Origin of the sequence: uncultured Flavobacterium sp., from assembly GCF_963974175.1 — a bacterium.
Classification (GTDB): domain Bacteria; phylum Bacteroidota; class Bacteroidia; order Flavobacteriales; family Flavobacteriaceae; genus Flavobacterium.
Map to the genome: position 1 here is coordinate 281767 of NZ_CAXBBR010000004.1, position 15513 is coordinate 297279.

Genomic DNA, 15513 nt, shown 5'->3' on the forward strand with positions numbered 1-15513 from the left:
ATAATAAAAAATGGCAGACGATAAGAAAGTAATATTCTCAATGTCAAAATTGAGTAAAACCTATCAAGGAGCAGATAAACCCGTTCTTAAAAATATCTATTTGAGTTTCTTTTATGGAGCAAAAATTGGTATTTTAGGTCTTAATGGATCTGGAAAATCTTCTTTATTAAAAATTATTGCTGGTACGGATAAAAACTATCAGGGAGATGTTGTTTTTGCACCAGGTTATACTGTGGGTTATTTAGAGCAAGAACCAATCCTTGATGACAGTAAAACCGTTATCGAAATTGTTCGTGAAGGTGTTGCTGAAACAATGGCTGTACTAGAGGAATTTAACCAAATCAATGATAGTTTTGGTCTTCCAGAAGTGTATGAAGATGCAGATAAAATGGAGAAACTAATGGACCGTCAAGCTTTGTTACAAGACAAAATTGATGCATTAGGTGCTTGGGAAATTGATACAAAATTAGAAATTGCAATGGATGCTTTACGTACTCCAGATGCAGATACTCCTATAAAGAACCTTTCTGGAGGGGAACGTCGTCGTGTTGCTTTATGTCGTTTGTTATTGCAACAACCGGATGTATTGCTTCTTGATGAACCTACCAATCACTTGGATGCAGAAAGTGTATTATGGTTAGAGCAACATTTAGCTCAATATGCAGGAACAGTTATCGCAGTAACGCACGATAGATACTTCTTGGATAATGTAGCGGGTTGGATTTTAGAGTTAGATAGAGGAGAAGGTATTCCATGGAAAGGAAACTATTCTTCTTGGTTAGATCAAAAATCAAGCAGAATGGCACTTGAAGAAAAAGTAGCTTCTAAACGTAGAAAAAACTTAGAACGTGAGTTGGACTGGGTTCGTCAAGGTGCTAAAGGACGTCAAACGAAACAAAAAGCACGTTTACAGAACTATGATAAAATGCTTAATGAAGATCAAAAAGCATTAGACGAAAAATTAGAAATTTACATTCCTAATGGACCGCGTTTAGGTACTAATGTTATCGAGGCGAAAGGGGTTTCTAAAGCTTATGGAGATAAATTATTATATGATAATTTAAATTTCACTTTACCACAAGCTGGAATCGTTGGAATTATCGGACCTAATGGTGCTGGTAAATCTACTATTTTCAGAATGATAATGGGAGAAGAAAAACCAGATGCAGGTGAATTTGAGATTGGTGACACTGTTAAGATTGCCTATGTCGATCAAGCGCACTCTAATATAAACCCTGACAAATCTATTTGGGAAAACTTCTGTGATGGTCAAGAATTAATTATGATGGGTGGCCGTCAAGTAAATTCTCGTGCTTATTTAAGTCGTTTCAACTTTGGAGGAAGTGATCAAAATAAAAAAGTTTCAACGTTATCAGGTGGTGAGCGTAACCGTTTACACCTTGCTATGACTTTGAAAGAAGAAGGTAACGTTTTATTACTGGATGAGCCTACCAATGACTTGGATATTAATACGCTACGTGCTTTAGAAGAAGGTCTGGATAACTTTGCCGGTTGTGCAGTAGTAATTTCTCACGACAGATGGTTCTTAGATAGAATTTGTACACACATTCTTGCCTTTGAAGGAAATTCTGATGTGTATTATTTTGAAGGTGGTTTCTCTGAATACGAAGAAAATAAGAAAAAGCGTTTAGGTGGAGATTTAACTCCAAAACGTTTGAAATACAGAAAACTAATCAGAGGTTAATTTTAGTTTTTGATACAATAACAAAAAGGATGTCGATTTACGTCATCCTTTTTTGCGTTAAAGTAATTGTAGTTAAGTATTGCTGTTGAAGCAACGTTATCTGTAATATAATGTTCTATTTTGGAATTGCTACTGCTAATTCAAGACAAGATAACCCAGCAGTAATGAGTACAAGAAAAGTAGACATTAAATAATGACTACTTATGTATTCTGAAAGGATTAAGAAATGGGTCTGATTTTATTTCTTTTTCTTGTCGCCGTTCATTAACAGTAAGACTGTAGCCACCAAAGCCAGGCATACGAAACCAAAGACGAAAACAATAATTATAGAACCGCTATCCCAAGTAATAAGTGCTGTATTTTTCATGTATATTTTATTTTAAAATTCAAAAATATAAATTTTGTCAGTGAAACAATATGATAAAAATCAGTAAATGGAGTTTTAGGGTAAGAATTTTGATTTTAATTCTGGTGTAGGAATCATGCAGCTTTCTTTTTTACCAAACCATTTGTATCTGTTTCTGGCAATCCAATCGTATATAAAGTTACTGAATTTGGCTGGTAAAATTTTAAAAATGGCTAACAAACTATAAAATGAACCAAGTTGGGAGGCAATTTCTAAAGCAGCTTCTGATTTGTAGTAATAGGCAATTCCAGGCTCGTAGAGTATTATGCTGTCCATACTTTTTTGATCTACGCCAATATGTTTGCAAATTTCCAGACCTAAATCGGATTGCAGTGCAACAAATCTAAATGCGTCCTTTTTATCGTGTTTTATGATAAATTGTACCGCCGAATTGCACAAATTACAGACGCCGTCAAAGAGGATTATTTTTTTGTCTTTAGGTAGCTTCTCCATTTTTTTATGAGATGAATAGGATTAAAATTACTATTTGGGATGTTTGGGTCATGGCAAGGAACGAAGCTATCTCATCCAGTATAGCTGTTTCAATATGCTTTATTCAGTTTGCCGACCTATTTTAGCGTGATCAAAATCCATTGCCTAAGTCATTGCGAAGAACGAAGCTATCTCATCCAGTATGGCCGTTTCAATATTCTTTATTCAGTTTGTCGAAGTATTATAGCGTGATCAAAATCCATTGCCTAAGTCATATCGAGGAACGAAGCTATCTCATCCTGTATAGCCGTTTCAATAGGTTTACACACTTTGTTGATGTGTTTTAGCGTTATTGCTACGTTCCTTGCGATGACATTCTTTGTCGTTTATATTTTTTTATATTTTCATTCGGTCATGATATCTTTAATTTCTTCAAATAAATCATTCCAAGTTGGGTTTGTAGAACGGATTAAATTATTTTTAGATTTTCTAGAACCAGCTTTAATTTGTTTTTCTCGAGCTATTGCATCACCAATCCATTGAAATTGTTCGTAATAAACTAAAATATTTAAATTGTAACGCGCAGAAAATGATTTTGGATCTCTTTTGTTTTTATGATCAATTATCCTCTGTGGAAGATTTGAGGTAACACCAATATAAACAACTGTCTGGTTAATATTTGTAATAATATATATAAACCCTGGTTTCATTTATTTTTTTTTACCACTAATATAATTATTTATTTACAAATTCGTTCTGAGGAATGAGTACCTTCATCTAATTAACACTAAGTCATTGCGAGGAACGCGAAGCTATCTAATCCAGTATTCAGTCTCAATATGCTTGATTCTCTTTCCCAGCTTATTTTAGTGTGATTGCTTCGTTCCTCGCAAAGACACTGCTAACCTGATCTTAATACTGCAAACTGATTACTTCTTCTTCATCGCTTCCACCAGTTCCAGTTCATCTAAACTAACTTTCGATGTAAACATACCGTAATTTACTGTTGCTTTATTCTTTTCGATAGTATCAATACTTCCTACTGCTTTTCCGTCGAGCATACGCACGCGATCACCTACTCTTAAAATAGCCTTGACTTTCTCGATAACGGGTTTCAATTTCTTTTCCTTCTTTTCTTTTCTTATTTCTTCTACATGTACCGTAACTTCAGCAATAACTTCTTTCTTCTTGGCTACAATAGCCTTGGCTTCTTTCGGTGTTGCTTTCTTGCGTTTTGAATTTTCAATTTCGATGATTTTCAAAAATTCACCAATAAGGTCTTTTTTACTCTTATTATTGAAATACTTCTCCGCAATGTCCTCAATTTTCTGACCAATGTAGATGGTCTTTTGGTTACTATCATATAATTCTTGATAGCTTTCTAACTTTTGCTTGATTTTGACATTGATCGTTTCCATTTTCTTTCCTTCCTCGCGCGCTTTGGTTTCTTCTTCCTTTAGCGTTTGTGAAGTCTTTTCCATTTTCGAACGTTCTTTTTGTAAAGTCGCAATGGTTTTGTCAAAGCGTACTTTTCCAACTTCAATTTTCTTCTTAGCACGATTGATCAGACTGAACGGAATTCCGTTTTTTAATGCCACTTCAAAAGTAAAGGAACTTCCTGCTTGGCCCAAAGCCAATTTATACATAGGTTCTAATGACTTTTCATCAAACATCATATTAGCATTGGTTGCAAAAGGCAACTCATTAGCTAAAATTTTTAAATTCGAATAGTGGGTAGTTATGATTCCAAAAGCTTCTCTATGGTAGAATTCTTCAAGGAAAATTTCAGCCAAAGCACCCCCCAGTTCTGGGTCGGAACCAGTACCAAATTCATCAATTAAAAACATGGTTTTCTTGTTGCACTTCTTCAAGAAGTAGTTCATGTTCTTTAGTCGGTAACTGTATGTACTAAGATGATTTTCAATAGATTGGTTGTCTCCAATATCTGTAAGTATTCTATCGAATAAAAAGGTTTCTGAACGTTCATGAACCGGAATCAACATTCCTGACTGCAACATCAATTGTAATAATCCAACTGTTTTTAAAGAGATTGTTTTACCACCGGCATTCGGTCCAGAAATTACAATAATTCTGTTTTCCTGTTGCAGTTCAATGGTTTGCGGATGCGTAATTTCCTTTTTCTGTTTGTTGTTCAAATACAAAATAGGGTGGTAGGCATCTCTAAAATAAAGTCGGCGATTATCCGTAATTTGTGGCATGATACCGTTTATTCGGTTGGCATATTTTGCTTTAGCCGCAATAACATCAACGTCACTAAGGAAGTCCTGGTATTGAATTAATAACGGTAAAAACGGACGTATGTCATTCGATAATTGTTTTAATATCCGTGTGATTTCTTCGCTTTCTTCGTATTCTAAATTACTTAATTCACGAGAATATTTTAAGGTAGCTTCTGGTTCGATATAAGCGATGCTTCCTGTTTTTGAACTTCCTAAGATCGATCCTTTTACTTTACGACGGTACATCGCTAAAACGGCCAAAACCCTGCGGTTTTGAACAAAACTTTCTTTAATATCATCAAGATAGCCTAAGCTGTTGTATTGCGTAAGTGCTACACCGAAACTTTGGTTCACTTTACCGCGTATCGAGTTAATATCTCTACGAATATTCAATAGTTCAGGAGACGCATTGTCTTTTATTTCACCGTATTTATCGACTATCGCATCAACGGAAGTGATAATTTCTTTTGTGAGCTCCACTTGAGAGGCTCTGGTATTTAAATGAGGGTAATAGTCATCGAATTTTTTAAAATAATTCAATAAAAAATTAACCGTTGAAGACAAGGTTGCAATTTTTCTAAAACTTCCCACTTCTAAAAAACTATCCTCAATCGCCAGAAATTTAATTTCATGGCTTATGGCATCAAAACCATGATTTGGAATCGCATTGTTATTTTGGAAGGAAGAGACATATTCAGATGTTTGCATTAAAGCTTGCATCAAAGTTTCTTTGTCTCTAAACGGGGTGATTTCTAAGGCTTTTTGTTTCCCAATGTCTGTATTACAGATGGTCGAAATGGTTTCGAGTACAGTTGGGAATTGTAAATCTTGTAATGTCTTTTCGGTAATGGATATCATTCTTTTTTCTAAATTGCAATGAAGCAAAGTTACAAAGATTCCGTGTTAAAATAGACTATCACATACTGTACTTTATGATATATGTATAGTTGAATTCTATTTTACTCTTATTGGTATATAAAAAGCTAGAATATTCGGAAAGGAATTGCTGTTTGTTTATCCTAATTAGATAAATGACTTAGTATTCTTACTGTATATTTGCGCTACAATTCTATATTATGAAAATTAATCTTGACCCCAAATGGCAGGCTATTTTAGCAGACGAAATTCAGAAACCTTATTTTCCGGAATTAATAAACAGTGTGGATGAAGAATATAAGCTTCATACTTGTTATCCGCCAAAGGAGTTGATTTTTTCTGCTTTTAATTATTGCAGTTTCAATGAGGTGAAAGTGGTGATTATAGGTCAGGATCCCTATCATGGAAAAGGGGAGGCTAACGGCTTGGCTTTTTCTGTAAACGACGGTGTTCGGATTCCGCCTTCATTGCGAAATATCTTTAGGGAAATGAGTGATGATTTAGGGACTCTTTTTTTACCCTCGTCAGGCAATTTAGAATCCTGGGCAAAGCAAGGTGTTTTACTTTTAAACGCCTCGCTAACGGTACGTGAAGATACGCCCAACAGCCATAAACATTTAAAGTGGAACCTTTTTACCGATGCCGCAATTCAAAATATCTCTGATGGTAAGGAAAAAGTTGTTTTTTTACTTTGGGGAAATTTTGCACATAAAAAAGGACTCAAAATAGACCGAAGCAAACATCTGGTTTTAGAATCGGGACATCCATCGCCTATGAGTGCGAACCAGGGAAAATGGTTTGGGAACAAGCATTTCAGTAAAACAAATTCTTATTTGAAAGCAAATGGTGAAAAGGAGATTGATTGGATTTTTAATAACGGTAGTCTTTTTTAATAGCGTGGGTTATTTTTTAAGACATAGGAGAACAGATTTTTTGTTTCTTAAAAAAGAAAAATCCGCTTTTAAAAAGAATATCAATAGGCGTTAGGCTTTATGATCTTTCCTAGGTTGATATGACAAAAAAACAGAAATTCATTGACAACTCTCGTATAAAACGAGGATTCAGCGTGAGGGATAGAAGCTAGCTACCAAAGTAGCGCGTAAAGCCCGACAGCAGATAAAAAAAGGGCTTATTACCGCAAAGTAATAAGCCCTTATTTTATATGGTGGCACGCCCAAATAATGAAAGTGCCTTTTGTTTTATTTCTTTATGATTTCTTCCAGTATCGCCTTGTTCTCTCGGTTGCTTACTTTCAATATGATTTCTTGATTTTCAGTAGTCTTACCTTCAATTACGTAAAGTTTTGCTTTGTTGAATTCAGTATTACTATTGTCAAAATCCACATCTCCATACTCTAACGTATTCTTGATATCGATGGTGTCAATCCATTTTTCGGCTAATACCTTGGATGCTTTTTCAGAATATTCAAAAGGTTTATTTCTTAAATCATTTAGAACTCTGGCATTTGGAAAATAATTACAGCGTGTATCTTTTCCGCTAAATATAATGGAAACAAAAAATAGACCTATAACTAATCCCACTAAATAGTAGGCAAAACGATGGAAAAACTTCATGAATTATTTTTTTTGCAAAGGTAGCGGAAAGTTTACTTAAAAAACAATTAAATTGATATCGTTATTAGGTAAATCAAACCAATCTCCCATTACTTTATTGGTCAGGATTCCGTGGTAAAAATAGACTCCGTGCTTTAGTCCGACATCACAGCGAATAGCACTTTCAAGTCCACCATCCTCAGCAATTTGCATTAAAAAAGGAGAAATGATGTTACTGATGGCAAGTGAAGCTGTTTTTGAATAACGTGAAGGAATATTAGGAACACAATAGTGAACTACATTGCTTTTAATAAAGGTTGGTTTCTCATGCGATGTTACTTCTGAAGTTTCAAAGCAACCTCCTGTATCAATGCTTACATCCACGATTACGGCACCACCTTTCATGTGTTCTACCATAGTTTCAGTAACGACTACTGGACAACGTTCTACGCCGCTTAGTGCTCCAATGGCAACGTCGCAACGTCTTAGTGCTTTCAGTAAAGATTTAGATTGTATGGTGGAAGTGAAAATCCGTTGGTTCAGGTTGTTTTGTAGGCGACGCAATTTAGTAATTGAATTATCGAAAACTTTTACGCTGGCTCCTAATCCAATAGCCGTTTTAGCTGCAAATTCTCCGACTGTTCCAGCGCCTAAAATGACCACATCTGTAGGAGGAACTCCGGTTATATTTCCAAATAGCAGACCTTTTCCAAATTCATTGGTTATCATCAACTCGGCTGCAATTAATATCGAGGCGGTTCCGGCTATTTCACTAGATGATCGTACTGCGGGGTAGCTGCCGTCTTCATCTTTTATATATTCAAATGCTAAAGCGGTAATCTTTTTTTTGCTTAAAGCTTCAAAGTAACTCTTCTGCATCGTTTTTAATTGAATCGATGAGATAAGAATAGTCTGGTTATTCATCATGGCAATCTCGGCAAGAGTAGGTGGGCCTACTTTCAAAATCATCGGACAGCCAAATACTTTTGCAGTGTCTTTCGTTACTTCGGCACCGGCATCGCTATATTCTTTGTCAGAATAACTTGAACTTTCCCCAGCTCCTGATTCTATCATTACTCGATGTCCATTAAAAGACAGGGAGTTAACGGCGTCTGGAGTAAGACAGATACGTCGTTCTTGATAACAGGTTTCTTTGGGAATACCAATAAAAAGTTCGCTTTTTCTTCGGCTTACTTCGAGTTTTTCTTCCTGTGGTAATAACTGTTGTTTAGTGAAAGGAGTTATTGCTATTGACATTGATAAAGTGATTATTAAAGGTAAAAATACGCAAAAAGATTAAAAAAAAAAGCTTTCAAAGGGGATAAATATTCGAAAAAGAACAATTTACAGTCTCTCAATTAGTTTTTCCATTTTAATATCGGCTCTTTCGTATACGCCATCTTCTAAAGGTATTTCCTTAAACCCATATTTTTCATACAGACCAATTGCAGGTCCTAGTCTTCTGTTAGAATATATAATAATCTTTTCAAGATGGTTGTCTTCGGCAGCTTTGATACAGTGTTCCATTAATTTCTTTCCTATTCCGAGCCCTTGAACACCATCGGTAACGGCCATTTTACTTAATTCAAATTCCGTATCGTTCATCTTTATTAAAGAAACTGTACCTACAATACTGTCATTGTATTTAGCATAAAAGATCATTCCACCTTTATCTATTATTTCCTCTTGCGGATTGGACAACACACGTTCGTCTTTGGGTTCGATTTTAAAATATCTGCTAAGCCATTCTTCGTTCAATGTTTTTATCGGTTCCTTTAAATCGGAAGAAAAAGGGATAATTACAACGGTATTCTCTACATTCATGATAAGTACTGATTTAGCTTAATTCTAATAAACGTTTACCGCCTGCTAGTTCCTTGATAGTGATAACAGAATGGGAATCAGGGATAAGGTTTGGGATATTTTCTGCCCATTCGATAAAGCACCAGTTCCCAGAATATAGATATTCATCTGCTCCCATATCTAATGCTTCAGTTTCGTTTTTTAATCTATAGAAATCAAAATGGTAAACAACTTGATTGTCCACGGTATGATATTCATTAACTAAAGAAAAGGTTGGACTACTTGTTGCTTCCGTTACACCGAGCTCCTTTGCTAATTGTTTTATAAAAGTGGTTTTTCCAGCCCCCATATCTCCGTGAAAAAGAATCACTTTATTTGGTTTTTCAGCAACAATTTTACGTGCTGTATTTTCGATTTCATCTAATGAAAAAATAAATTCCATACTTTTAATAATTATGAATTATAAGTTATGAGTGCTAGATAATGATATCGGCATTTCATTAAACTTTAAACATTTTTAAACTTTAAACTTTTCAAACCTGAAACTTTAAACGTTAAACCCTTTTTTTACTTTGGATTAAAAATCAAAAACGGAATAATCATTTCTTCCAATGAAATCCCACCGTGCTGATAGGTGTTTCTGTAATAACTCACATAATGATTGAAGTTATTTACGTACGCCAGAAACAAATCATTTTTTGCAAAAATATAAGAACTACTCATATTAATTGCAGGTAAACCTATTTTTTTTGGTTCCTTGACCGCATAAACATCTTTGTACTCATACGTTAGGCTGCGCCCCGTTTTGTAACGTAAATTAAGGCTGGTATTTTTATCACCCACCACTTTTGATGGGTTTTTGACATTAATTGTTCCATGATCGGTCGTTAATATCAATTTGAAGCCCAGTTTTTGTGCTTGTTGAATAATTTCTAATAACGGCGAGTTCTTAAACCAGCTCAAGGTCAACGAGCGATACGCTTTATCATCGGAAGCAAGTTCTTTAACCACGTCCATTTCTGTTTTAGCATGCGATAGCATGTCGACAAAATTATATACTACGGTAACCAGATCGTTGTCTTTTAGACCTTTAAAATTCTCTACCAGCTTTTTACCTGCAGCCAAATTGGTAATTTTGAAATAATCTTCTTTAATGTTTAGTCCTAATCGTTTCAACTGCGCTGATAAAAACTCTGCTTCATACAAGTTTTTACCACCTTCTTCGGGATCATTTTTCCAATATTGCGGAAACTGTTTTTCCATTTCTAATGGTGTCAAACCAGAGAAAATAGCGTTTCTGGCATATTGGGTAGCCGTGGGAAGAATAGAAAAATAAGGAACTTCCTTTTCCAGTTTATAATAGTTAGACACTTCGCTTTCAAAGGTTTTCCATTGGTCGTAGCGCAAATTATCAATCACCACAAACAAAATAGGTTTGTCTTTTTTTACAATTTCGGGAACGACTAATTCTCTAAATAAAGTATGAGATTGAATGGGTTTGTCTGCTTTTGGTAAAAACCAGTCCTCATAATTGCGTTCGATGAATTTTCCAAACTGCGAATTGGCTTCTGCTTTTTGGGATTCCAAAATTTCAATCATCCCATGATCGTTGATATTCTCCAGATTAAGCTCCCAGAAAATCAATTTTTTGTACAATTCTACCCAGTCTTCATAGGAATTTACCATCGCCATTTCCATGGATATTTTTCTAAACTCTTTTTGGTAGTCTAAGGTAGTTTTTTGCGAAATCAAACGGGAATGATCTAGGTTCTTTTTCAAACTCAATAAAATCTGATTCGGATTCACCGGTTTAATCAGGTAATCGGCAATTTTAGAACCTATCGCTTCCTCCATTATGTATTCTTCCTCACTTTTGGTGATCATAATCATCGGAACGGAGGATTTTTTCTCTTTCATTTCAGAGAGTGTTTCTAGTCCGCTCATGCCGGGCATATTTTCATCTAAGAAAACAATGTCAAAATTCTCGTTTTCATATATATCAATCGCATCTCGACCGTTGTTACAAGTAGTGACACTGTAGTTTTTCTTTTCCAGGAACAGTATGTGTGGTTTCAAATAATCGATTTCATCGTCTACCCAAAGTATTTTTATCTTATCCATATATTTTATAAATAGTATTCAAAAGTTCTAATTTATTGTGCCAATTTACAGCTTTTTGAGGCGCTTATTTCCTAATATTATGATAAAATTTCTTGATAAAATTAGAGACTCGTACAAGCAATAAAATAGAATCAAGAATGAAAATAAAGAAAAAAGAATATAGAATAAAGTAAAATGAAAAAAGACGAGAGAGGAGTCACAAGATTAAAAACCATTACCTACTAATCTCTAACATCTACATTGTAACCTCTAATTTGTATTCTCTGATCTTTTTTAATTTAACTATCTATTAATAAGTAAGTTAATTACACGAAAACATTTTATGGCTAATTTCACTTAACTTTCCTTAATATTTAAACTCTCCTTTTGTCACACCTACAAATCGTCACGAATAGTAAAGTTCGATTTTATTGTCAAAACTATAGCGTGACCTGCTAAAAAAAGACCAACACCTTTAACTTAAGAACGCCTAAATAGGAGGTATTGTTGTCTATTCTAAATTGGGATGTAGCAATAAACAGCACATTAATAAATTATTGTAACATAGCACAATAAGATTGAAGCAAAAATTATGATAACAGTAGGTGTCATTTTTTAATCTTTGAATCTGTGGCAATAAATTGAAACAGTCCTTCGAGCTTTTACACTTCGCTATCTGGGCATAAAAAAATATAATTGTAGAATTTTAGGTTGTTACTTATATTAAATTATTGGTATTAACACAAAAAATTAATGTAGTTTCATAGCATTTCACTTATTTTTTACTTAAATTTATGCATAACATAAAACCATCTATTATGACTGTAAACGAAATATTAAAGAAAAAAGGAAATGAAGTTCACTCCATACCTTCTACTATTACGGTTTATGAAGCCTTAAGGATAATGGGAGAAAGAAATGTTGGGGCTGTTCTAGTAATTGAAGATGATAATTTGAAAGGAATATTGTCTGAAAGAGATTATGCCCGAAAAATTGTTTTGAAGAATAAAGCTTCAAAGGATACCTTTGTTCATGAAATCATGGATAAAGAAATCGTTAGTGTAAAACCAACCGATGATTTAGATTATTGTATGGATTTAATTACCAATAAAAGAGTTAGACATCTACCTGTTTTGTTAGAGGAGAAAGTAGTTGGAATTATTTCTATTGGTGATGTGGTAAAATCAATCATTGAATTACAAAAAAACACGATCGATCATTTAGACTCCTATATCCACGGCACTAAAGCTTAATAGGTACCAAATCATTCTAACTTAGAGAAATGCTTTATGGCAACTATTTTTCTTTCTATTCTACTTCTAGCACTTGGAATGGCAGGTATTGCCATCAAAATCTTAGTGAAAAAAAACGGACGATTTTCAGGTACTTGTAGTAGTAATAATCCATTAGTACAAGGCGATGGGGAGGCATGTGGTATATGTGGTGCTAAACCACAGGAAAAATGTAAATCTTAATGCAATTCTTTTATCCGTTTCTTTAAACTTTCAGAAGTATAGGTTTTCCATTTTCCGTTTTCGTCATAAATAAAATAAACCTCCAATTTTAAGTTTTCGTTTTTTTCCAAAAAGCCAATCGATTTTTTTAAACCCATCACCATGAAAGCGGTAGCATAAGCGTCAGCTGTAATTCCATCATCGGCGATTACTGTGGTACTTAGTAAATTATGTTTGGCAGGGTAACCCGTTTTAGGATCAATGATGTGAGACAATTTTTGATTTTCCTCAATATAAAATTTTCGGTAATTTCCAGAAGTGGCTAGCGCTCTATTGTTTAAGTTTACGACTGCTTCTAATTTTCTTTCTGTAGATTTTTCTTCACTAGGTTGATCGATTCCTACTTTCCATTCTTCATTTTCTTTTTTTCCTTTGGCCTTTATTTCGCCTCCTAATTCGACTAAGTAGTTGTCTATTCCTTTACTTTCAAGAAAATCTGCTATCACGTCTACTGAATAACCTTGCGCAATAGCATTGAAGTCAATCTTAATGGCTGGTTTTTCTTTTATAATTTTGTTATCCTTTAAGGTCACCATTTTATAATTCACTAATTGTAGTAAGCTATCTACTTTGGCTTTGTTTAAGGTGTTTTTTGTCGTTGGTCCAAAGCCCCAGGAATTAACCAATGGCCCCACGGTAATATCAAAATTCCCTTCTGTTTTTTTAGAAACTTCAGCAGATTTATTAAAAACCACTTTGAAATAATCATCTACGATAACATTCTCTTCGTTGTTGTTTATTCTAGAAATAATCGAAGTCGGAATCCATGTAGACATTGAACCATCAATCTCGGCTAGTAACGAATCAACAGCTTTTTTGTAAAGAATACCATCGTTAGATAAATAAGTGATGTGGTAGGTTGTTCCTTGCGAATTTCCTTCGAGCTTAATTATTTCTTTTTTGTCAGAAGTACAACTCGCTAGGATTAATAGCGTGCTGAGAAGAGGAAGTAGTACATTTTTCATACATTTATTTTTAACCTCCAAAATCATCAAATGCTATATTCTCTGGCGGAACTCCCAGTTCGTCGAGCATTTTAAATACGGCTGCATTCATCATTGGTGGACCGCAAATGTAATATTCTATATCTTCTGGCGCTTCATGGTTTTTTAAGTAATTATCAAATAGGACATTATGAATAAACCCGGTGTATCCCGTCCAATTGTCTTCGGGTAAAGGTTCAGAAAGTGCGACGTTGTAATTGAAATTGGGAAATTCTTCTTCAATTTTCTTAAATTCATCGGTATAAAAAACCTCTCTCGAAGATCTTCCTCCGTACCAAAAACTCACTTTTCTGTTTTTTTCTTTTACGGTATGAAAAAGATGGAATAAATGAGAACGTAATGGCGCCATTCCTGCTCCTCCGCCTATATAAATCATTTCTCTTTGTGTAGGCTTAATATGGAAATCCCCGAAAGGACCTGCAATATTGACTTTGTCACCTGGTTTCAACGAAAAAACATAAGAGGAGGACACGCCTGGATTCAACTTCATAAAACCGCCATTTTTTCGGTCAAATGGGGGAGTAGCAAGTCGGATGTTGAGAATAATTATGTTGCCTTCTGCTGGATGATTTGCCATAGAGTAGGCTCTAAATATAGATTCTGGATTTTTCATTTTCAAATCCCAAATTCCAAATTTGTCATAATCTTCTTTGAAACGGTCGTCAATTTTGTAAAGATCATTTTTAAAATCAACTTCGCACTCCGGAATATCTATTTGAATATAAGATCCCGACTCAAAGTCTAAAAAATCACCTTCGGGTAATTTAACCACTAATTCTTTGATATAGGTAGCTACATTGTCATTCGAAACGACTTCACATTCCCATTTTTTTATACCCATAACGCTAGCAGGAATTACTATTTTCATATCCTGCTTTACTTTTACTTGGCATCCTAATCTCCAGTTGTCTTGCTGTTCTTTTCTTGAAAAATAAGGTGTTTCAGTTGGTAATATTTCACCTCCACCAGATAGTATTTGGCATTTACACATTCCGCAAGTGCCACCGCCACCGCAGGCTGAGGGTAGGAATATTTTCTTATTGGACAACGTGGAAAGCAGGGTTGAACCCGCTTCAGTTTCAAGCATATCCTCTTCGTTTATGAGTATCTTGACTAATCCTGAAGGAGTAAGCTTTGATTTGGCAAACAGAATTATATAGACAAGTAGCGAATTGAAGAGTAAAAAAACAATTACGCTACTGATTATTGTTGTGCTATTAATACCTAATATTATCATTTTCAATTTGATTATAGATTTATAACGAAATCCCCATAAAGCTCATAAATGCAATTGCCATTAATCCAGTTAAAATAAACGTAATCCCTAAACCTCTCAAAGGGCCAGGAACATTAGAATATCGTAATTTTTCTCGAATAGCAGATAAAGCAACTATGGCTAGAAACCATCCCACACCAGAACCAAAAGCGAAAATAGTGGCTTCACCTAAGCTCGCGTATTCTCTTTCTTGCATAAATAACGCCCCTCCTAGAATCGAGCAGTTTACCGCAATTAACGGCAAGAATATCCCCAAGGAACTGTACAATGCGGGTGCATATTTTTCAACAATCATCTCTACTAATTGTACAATAGAGGCAATTGTTGCAATAAACATTATAAAACTTAAAAAACTAAGGTCAACGGTTTCAAAGTCGGGAGATAACCACCGTAAGGCTCCCGCTTTTAAGACATATTTCTCTAATAGATAACACACAGGAACCGAAATAGATAATACAAAAGTCACTGCAAGTCCTAGCCCCACAGCACTTTTCACGGTTTTAGAAATGGCCAAATAGGAACACATGCCTAGAAAATAGGCAAATATCATGTTCTCAATAAAAACCGCTTTTATAAATATATTGATGTGTTCCATGATGAAATG

At 34.6% G+C, this 15513-nt stretch carries 16 protein-coding genes; 4 read left to right on the plus strand and 12 right to left on the minus strand.

Annotation, left to right across the window (positions count from 1 at the left end; genetic code table 11):
• Positions 1–10 precede the first annotated feature (10 nt).
• The gene (gene ettA, locus AAC069_RS08650) at positions 11–1705 is read left to right on the plus strand and encodes an energy-dependent translational throttle protein EttA (protein WP_339920074.1); all 1695 of its coding nucleotides are present in this window, start codon (positions 11–13) and stop codon (positions 1703–1705) included.
• A gap of 238 nt (positions 1706–1943) precedes the next feature.
• Here the strand turns inward: ettA and AAC069_RS08655 are convergent, their stop codons facing one another.
• The 4 genes from AAC069_RS08655 to AAC069_RS08670 all read right to left on the minus strand — a co-directional run bounded on the left by AAC069_RS08655 (position 1944) and on the right by AAC069_RS08670 (position 5641).
• Entirely contained in the window at positions 1944–2072 is a 129-nt protein-coding gene (locus AAC069_RS08655) for a hypothetical protein (protein WP_339920075.1), read from the minus strand.
• 75 nt (positions 2073–2147) lie between these two features.
• A complete protein-coding gene (locus tag AAC069_RS08660) occupies positions 2148–2564 on the minus strand; it encodes a thiol-disulfide oxidoreductase DCC family protein (RefSeq protein WP_339920076.1) in 417 nt (138 codons plus the stop codon).
• Between the two features lie 383 nt (positions 2565–2947).
• Positions 2948–3253, minus strand: a complete 306-nt coding sequence (locus tag AAC069_RS08665; RefSeq protein ID WP_339920077.1) for a GIY-YIG nuclease family protein — start codon at positions 3251–3253, stop codon at positions 2948–2950.
• 219 nt (positions 3254–3472) lie between these two features.
• Positions 3473–5641, minus strand: coding sequence for a DNA mismatch repair protein MutS (locus AAC069_RS08670; protein ID WP_339920078.1), 2169 nt, complete (start codon positions 5639–5641; stop codon positions 3473–3475).
• 218 nt (positions 5642–5859) lie between these two features.
• Between AAC069_RS08670 and AAC069_RS08675 the strand changes: the two genes are divergently transcribed.
• Positions 5860–6552, plus strand: coding sequence for a uracil-DNA glycosylase (locus AAC069_RS08675; protein ID WP_339920079.1), 693 nt, complete (start codon positions 5860–5862; stop codon positions 6550–6552).
• Positions 6553–6858: 306 nt separating this feature from the next.
• Here AAC069_RS08675 and AAC069_RS08680 read toward each other — a convergent pair whose 3' ends face one another.
• The 5 genes from AAC069_RS08680 to AAC069_RS08700 all read right to left on the minus strand — a co-directional run bounded on the left by AAC069_RS08680 (position 6859) and on the right by AAC069_RS08700 (position 11136).
• Positions 6859–7233, minus strand: a complete 375-nt coding sequence (locus AAC069_RS08680; protein ID WP_339920080.1) for a DUF4258 domain-containing protein — start codon at positions 7231–7233, stop codon at positions 6859–6861.
• A gap of 36 nt (positions 7234–7269) precedes the next feature.
• Positions 7270–8469: an alanine dehydrogenase gene (locus AAC069_RS08685; RefSeq protein WP_339920081.1), complete on the minus strand. Its 1200-nt coding sequence runs from the start codon at positions 8467–8469 to the stop codon at positions 7270–7272.
• An 87-nt stretch (positions 8470–8556) separates the two neighbouring features.
• Positions 8557–9036 carry a GNAT family N-acetyltransferase gene (locus tag AAC069_RS08690; protein ID WP_339920082.1) on the minus strand — a complete coding sequence of 160 codons (480 nt, stop codon included), beginning with the start codon at positions 9034–9036 and terminating at the stop codon, positions 8557–8559.
• Between the two features lie 13 nt (positions 9037–9049).
• Positions 9050–9457: a tRNA (adenosine(37)-N6)-threonylcarbamoyltransferase complex ATPase subunit type 1 TsaE gene (gene tsaE, locus AAC069_RS08695; protein ID WP_339920083.1), complete on the minus strand. Its 408-nt coding sequence runs from the start codon at positions 9455–9457 to the stop codon at positions 9050–9052.
• Between the two features lie 125 nt (positions 9458–9582).
• Positions 9583–11136: a bifunctional response regulator/alkaline phosphatase family protein gene (locus AAC069_RS08700; RefSeq protein WP_339920084.1), complete on the minus strand. Its 1554-nt coding sequence runs from the start codon at positions 11134–11136 to the stop codon at positions 9583–9585.
• A 797-nt stretch (positions 11137–11933) separates the two neighbouring features.
• On the opposite strand from AAC069_RS08700, the gene AAC069_RS08705 reads away from it, so the two are divergent.
• Both AAC069_RS08705 and AAC069_RS08710 read left to right on the plus strand, forming a co-directional pair.
• The gene (locus AAC069_RS08705; protein WP_339920085.1) at positions 11934–12368 is read left to right on the plus strand and encodes a CBS domain-containing protein; all 435 of its coding nucleotides are present in this window, start codon (positions 11934–11936) and stop codon (positions 12366–12368) included.
• A 36-nt stretch (positions 12369–12404) separates the two neighbouring features.
• Positions 12405–12590, plus strand: a complete 186-nt coding sequence (locus AAC069_RS08710; protein WP_339920086.1) for a membrane or secreted protein — start codon at positions 12405–12407, stop codon at positions 12588–12590.
• On the opposite strand, the gene AAC069_RS08715 is transcribed toward AAC069_RS08710, so the two are convergent.
• The 3 genes from AAC069_RS08715 to nqrE are packed head-to-tail and all read right to left on the minus strand — an operon-like array spanning position 12587 to position 15504.
• On the minus strand, positions 12587–13594 hold the full coding sequence (locus AAC069_RS08715; protein WP_339920087.1) for an FAD:protein FMN transferase: 1008 nt from the start codon (positions 13592–13594) through the stop codon (positions 12587–12589). The genes AAC069_RS08710 and AAC069_RS08715 overlap by 4 nt on opposite strands.
• Positions 13595–13604: 10 nt before the next feature.
• Positions 13605–14870 carry an NADH:ubiquinone reductase (Na(+)-transporting) subunit F gene (nqrF, locus tag AAC069_RS08720; RefSeq protein WP_339920088.1) on the minus strand — a complete coding sequence of 422 codons (1266 nt, stop codon included), beginning with the start codon at positions 14868–14870 and terminating at the stop codon, positions 13605–13607.
• 19 nt (positions 14871–14889) lie between these two features.
• Positions 14890–15504 carry an NADH:ubiquinone reductase (Na(+)-transporting) subunit E gene (nqrE, locus tag AAC069_RS08725; protein ID WP_339920089.1) on the minus strand — a complete coding sequence of 205 codons (615 nt, stop codon included), beginning with the start codon at positions 15502–15504 and terminating at the stop codon, positions 14890–14892.
• Positions 15505–15513 lie beyond the last annotated feature (9 nt).

Bases quoted from the DNA above. Each gene is read 5' to 3' on its own strand.
- nqrE (WP_339920089.1), bottom strand. From the start codon at position 15,504: ATGGAACACATCAATATATTTATAAAAGCGGTTTTTATTGAGAACATG.
- AAC069_RS08705 (WP_339920085.1), top strand. From the start codon at position 11,934: ATGACTGTAAACGAAATATTAAAGAAAAAAGGAAATGAAGTTCACTCC.
- AAC069_RS08660 (WP_339920076.1), bottom strand. From the start codon at position 2,564: ATGGAGAAGCTACCTAAAGACAAAAAAATAATCCTCTTTGACGGCGTC.
- AAC069_RS08665 (WP_339920077.1), bottom strand. From the start codon at position 3,253: ATGAAACCAGGGTTTATATATATTATTACAAATATTAACCAGACAGTT.
- AAC069_RS08690 (WP_339920082.1), bottom strand. From the start codon at position 9,036: ATGAATGTAGAGAATACCGTTGTAATTATCCCTTTTTCTTCCGATTTA.
- AAC069_RS08675 (WP_339920079.1), top strand. From the start codon at position 5,860: ATGAAAATTAATCTTGACCCCAAATGGCAGGCTATTTTAGCAGACGAA.
- AAC069_RS08710 (WP_339920086.1), top strand. From the start codon at position 12,405: ATGGCAACTATTTTTCTTTCTATTCTACTTCTAGCACTTGGAATGGCA.
- AAC069_RS08670 (WP_339920078.1), bottom strand. From the start codon at position 5,641: ATGATATCCATTACCGAAAAGACATTACAAGATTTACAATTCCCAACT.
- ettA (WP_339920074.1), top strand. From the start codon at position 11: ATGGCAGACGATAAGAAAGTAATATTCTCAATGTCAAAATTGAGTAAA.
- tsaE (WP_339920083.1), bottom strand. From the start codon at position 9,457: ATGGAATTTATTTTTTCATTAGATGAAATCGAAAATACAGCACGTAAA.
- AAC069_RS08655 (WP_339920075.1), bottom strand. From the start codon at position 2,072: ATGAAAAATACAGCACTTATTACTTGGGATAGCGGTTCTATAATTATT.
- AAC069_RS08680 (WP_339920080.1), bottom strand. From the start codon at position 7,233: ATGAAGTTTTTCCATCGTTTTGCCTACTATTTAGTGGGATTAGTTATA.
- AAC069_RS08685 (WP_339920081.1), bottom strand. From the start codon at position 8,469: ATGTCAATAGCAATAACTCCTTTCACTAAACAACAGTTATTACCACAG.
- AAC069_RS08700 (WP_339920084.1), bottom strand. From the start codon at position 11,136: ATGGATAAGATAAAAATACTTTGGGTAGACGATGAAATCGATTATTTG.
- nqrF (WP_339920088.1), bottom strand. From the start codon at position 14,870: ATGATAATATTAGGTATTAATAGCACAACAATAATCAGTAGCGTAATT.
- AAC069_RS08715 (WP_339920087.1), bottom strand. From the start codon at position 13,594: ATGAAAAATGTACTACTTCCTCTTCTCAGCACGCTATTAATCCTAGCG.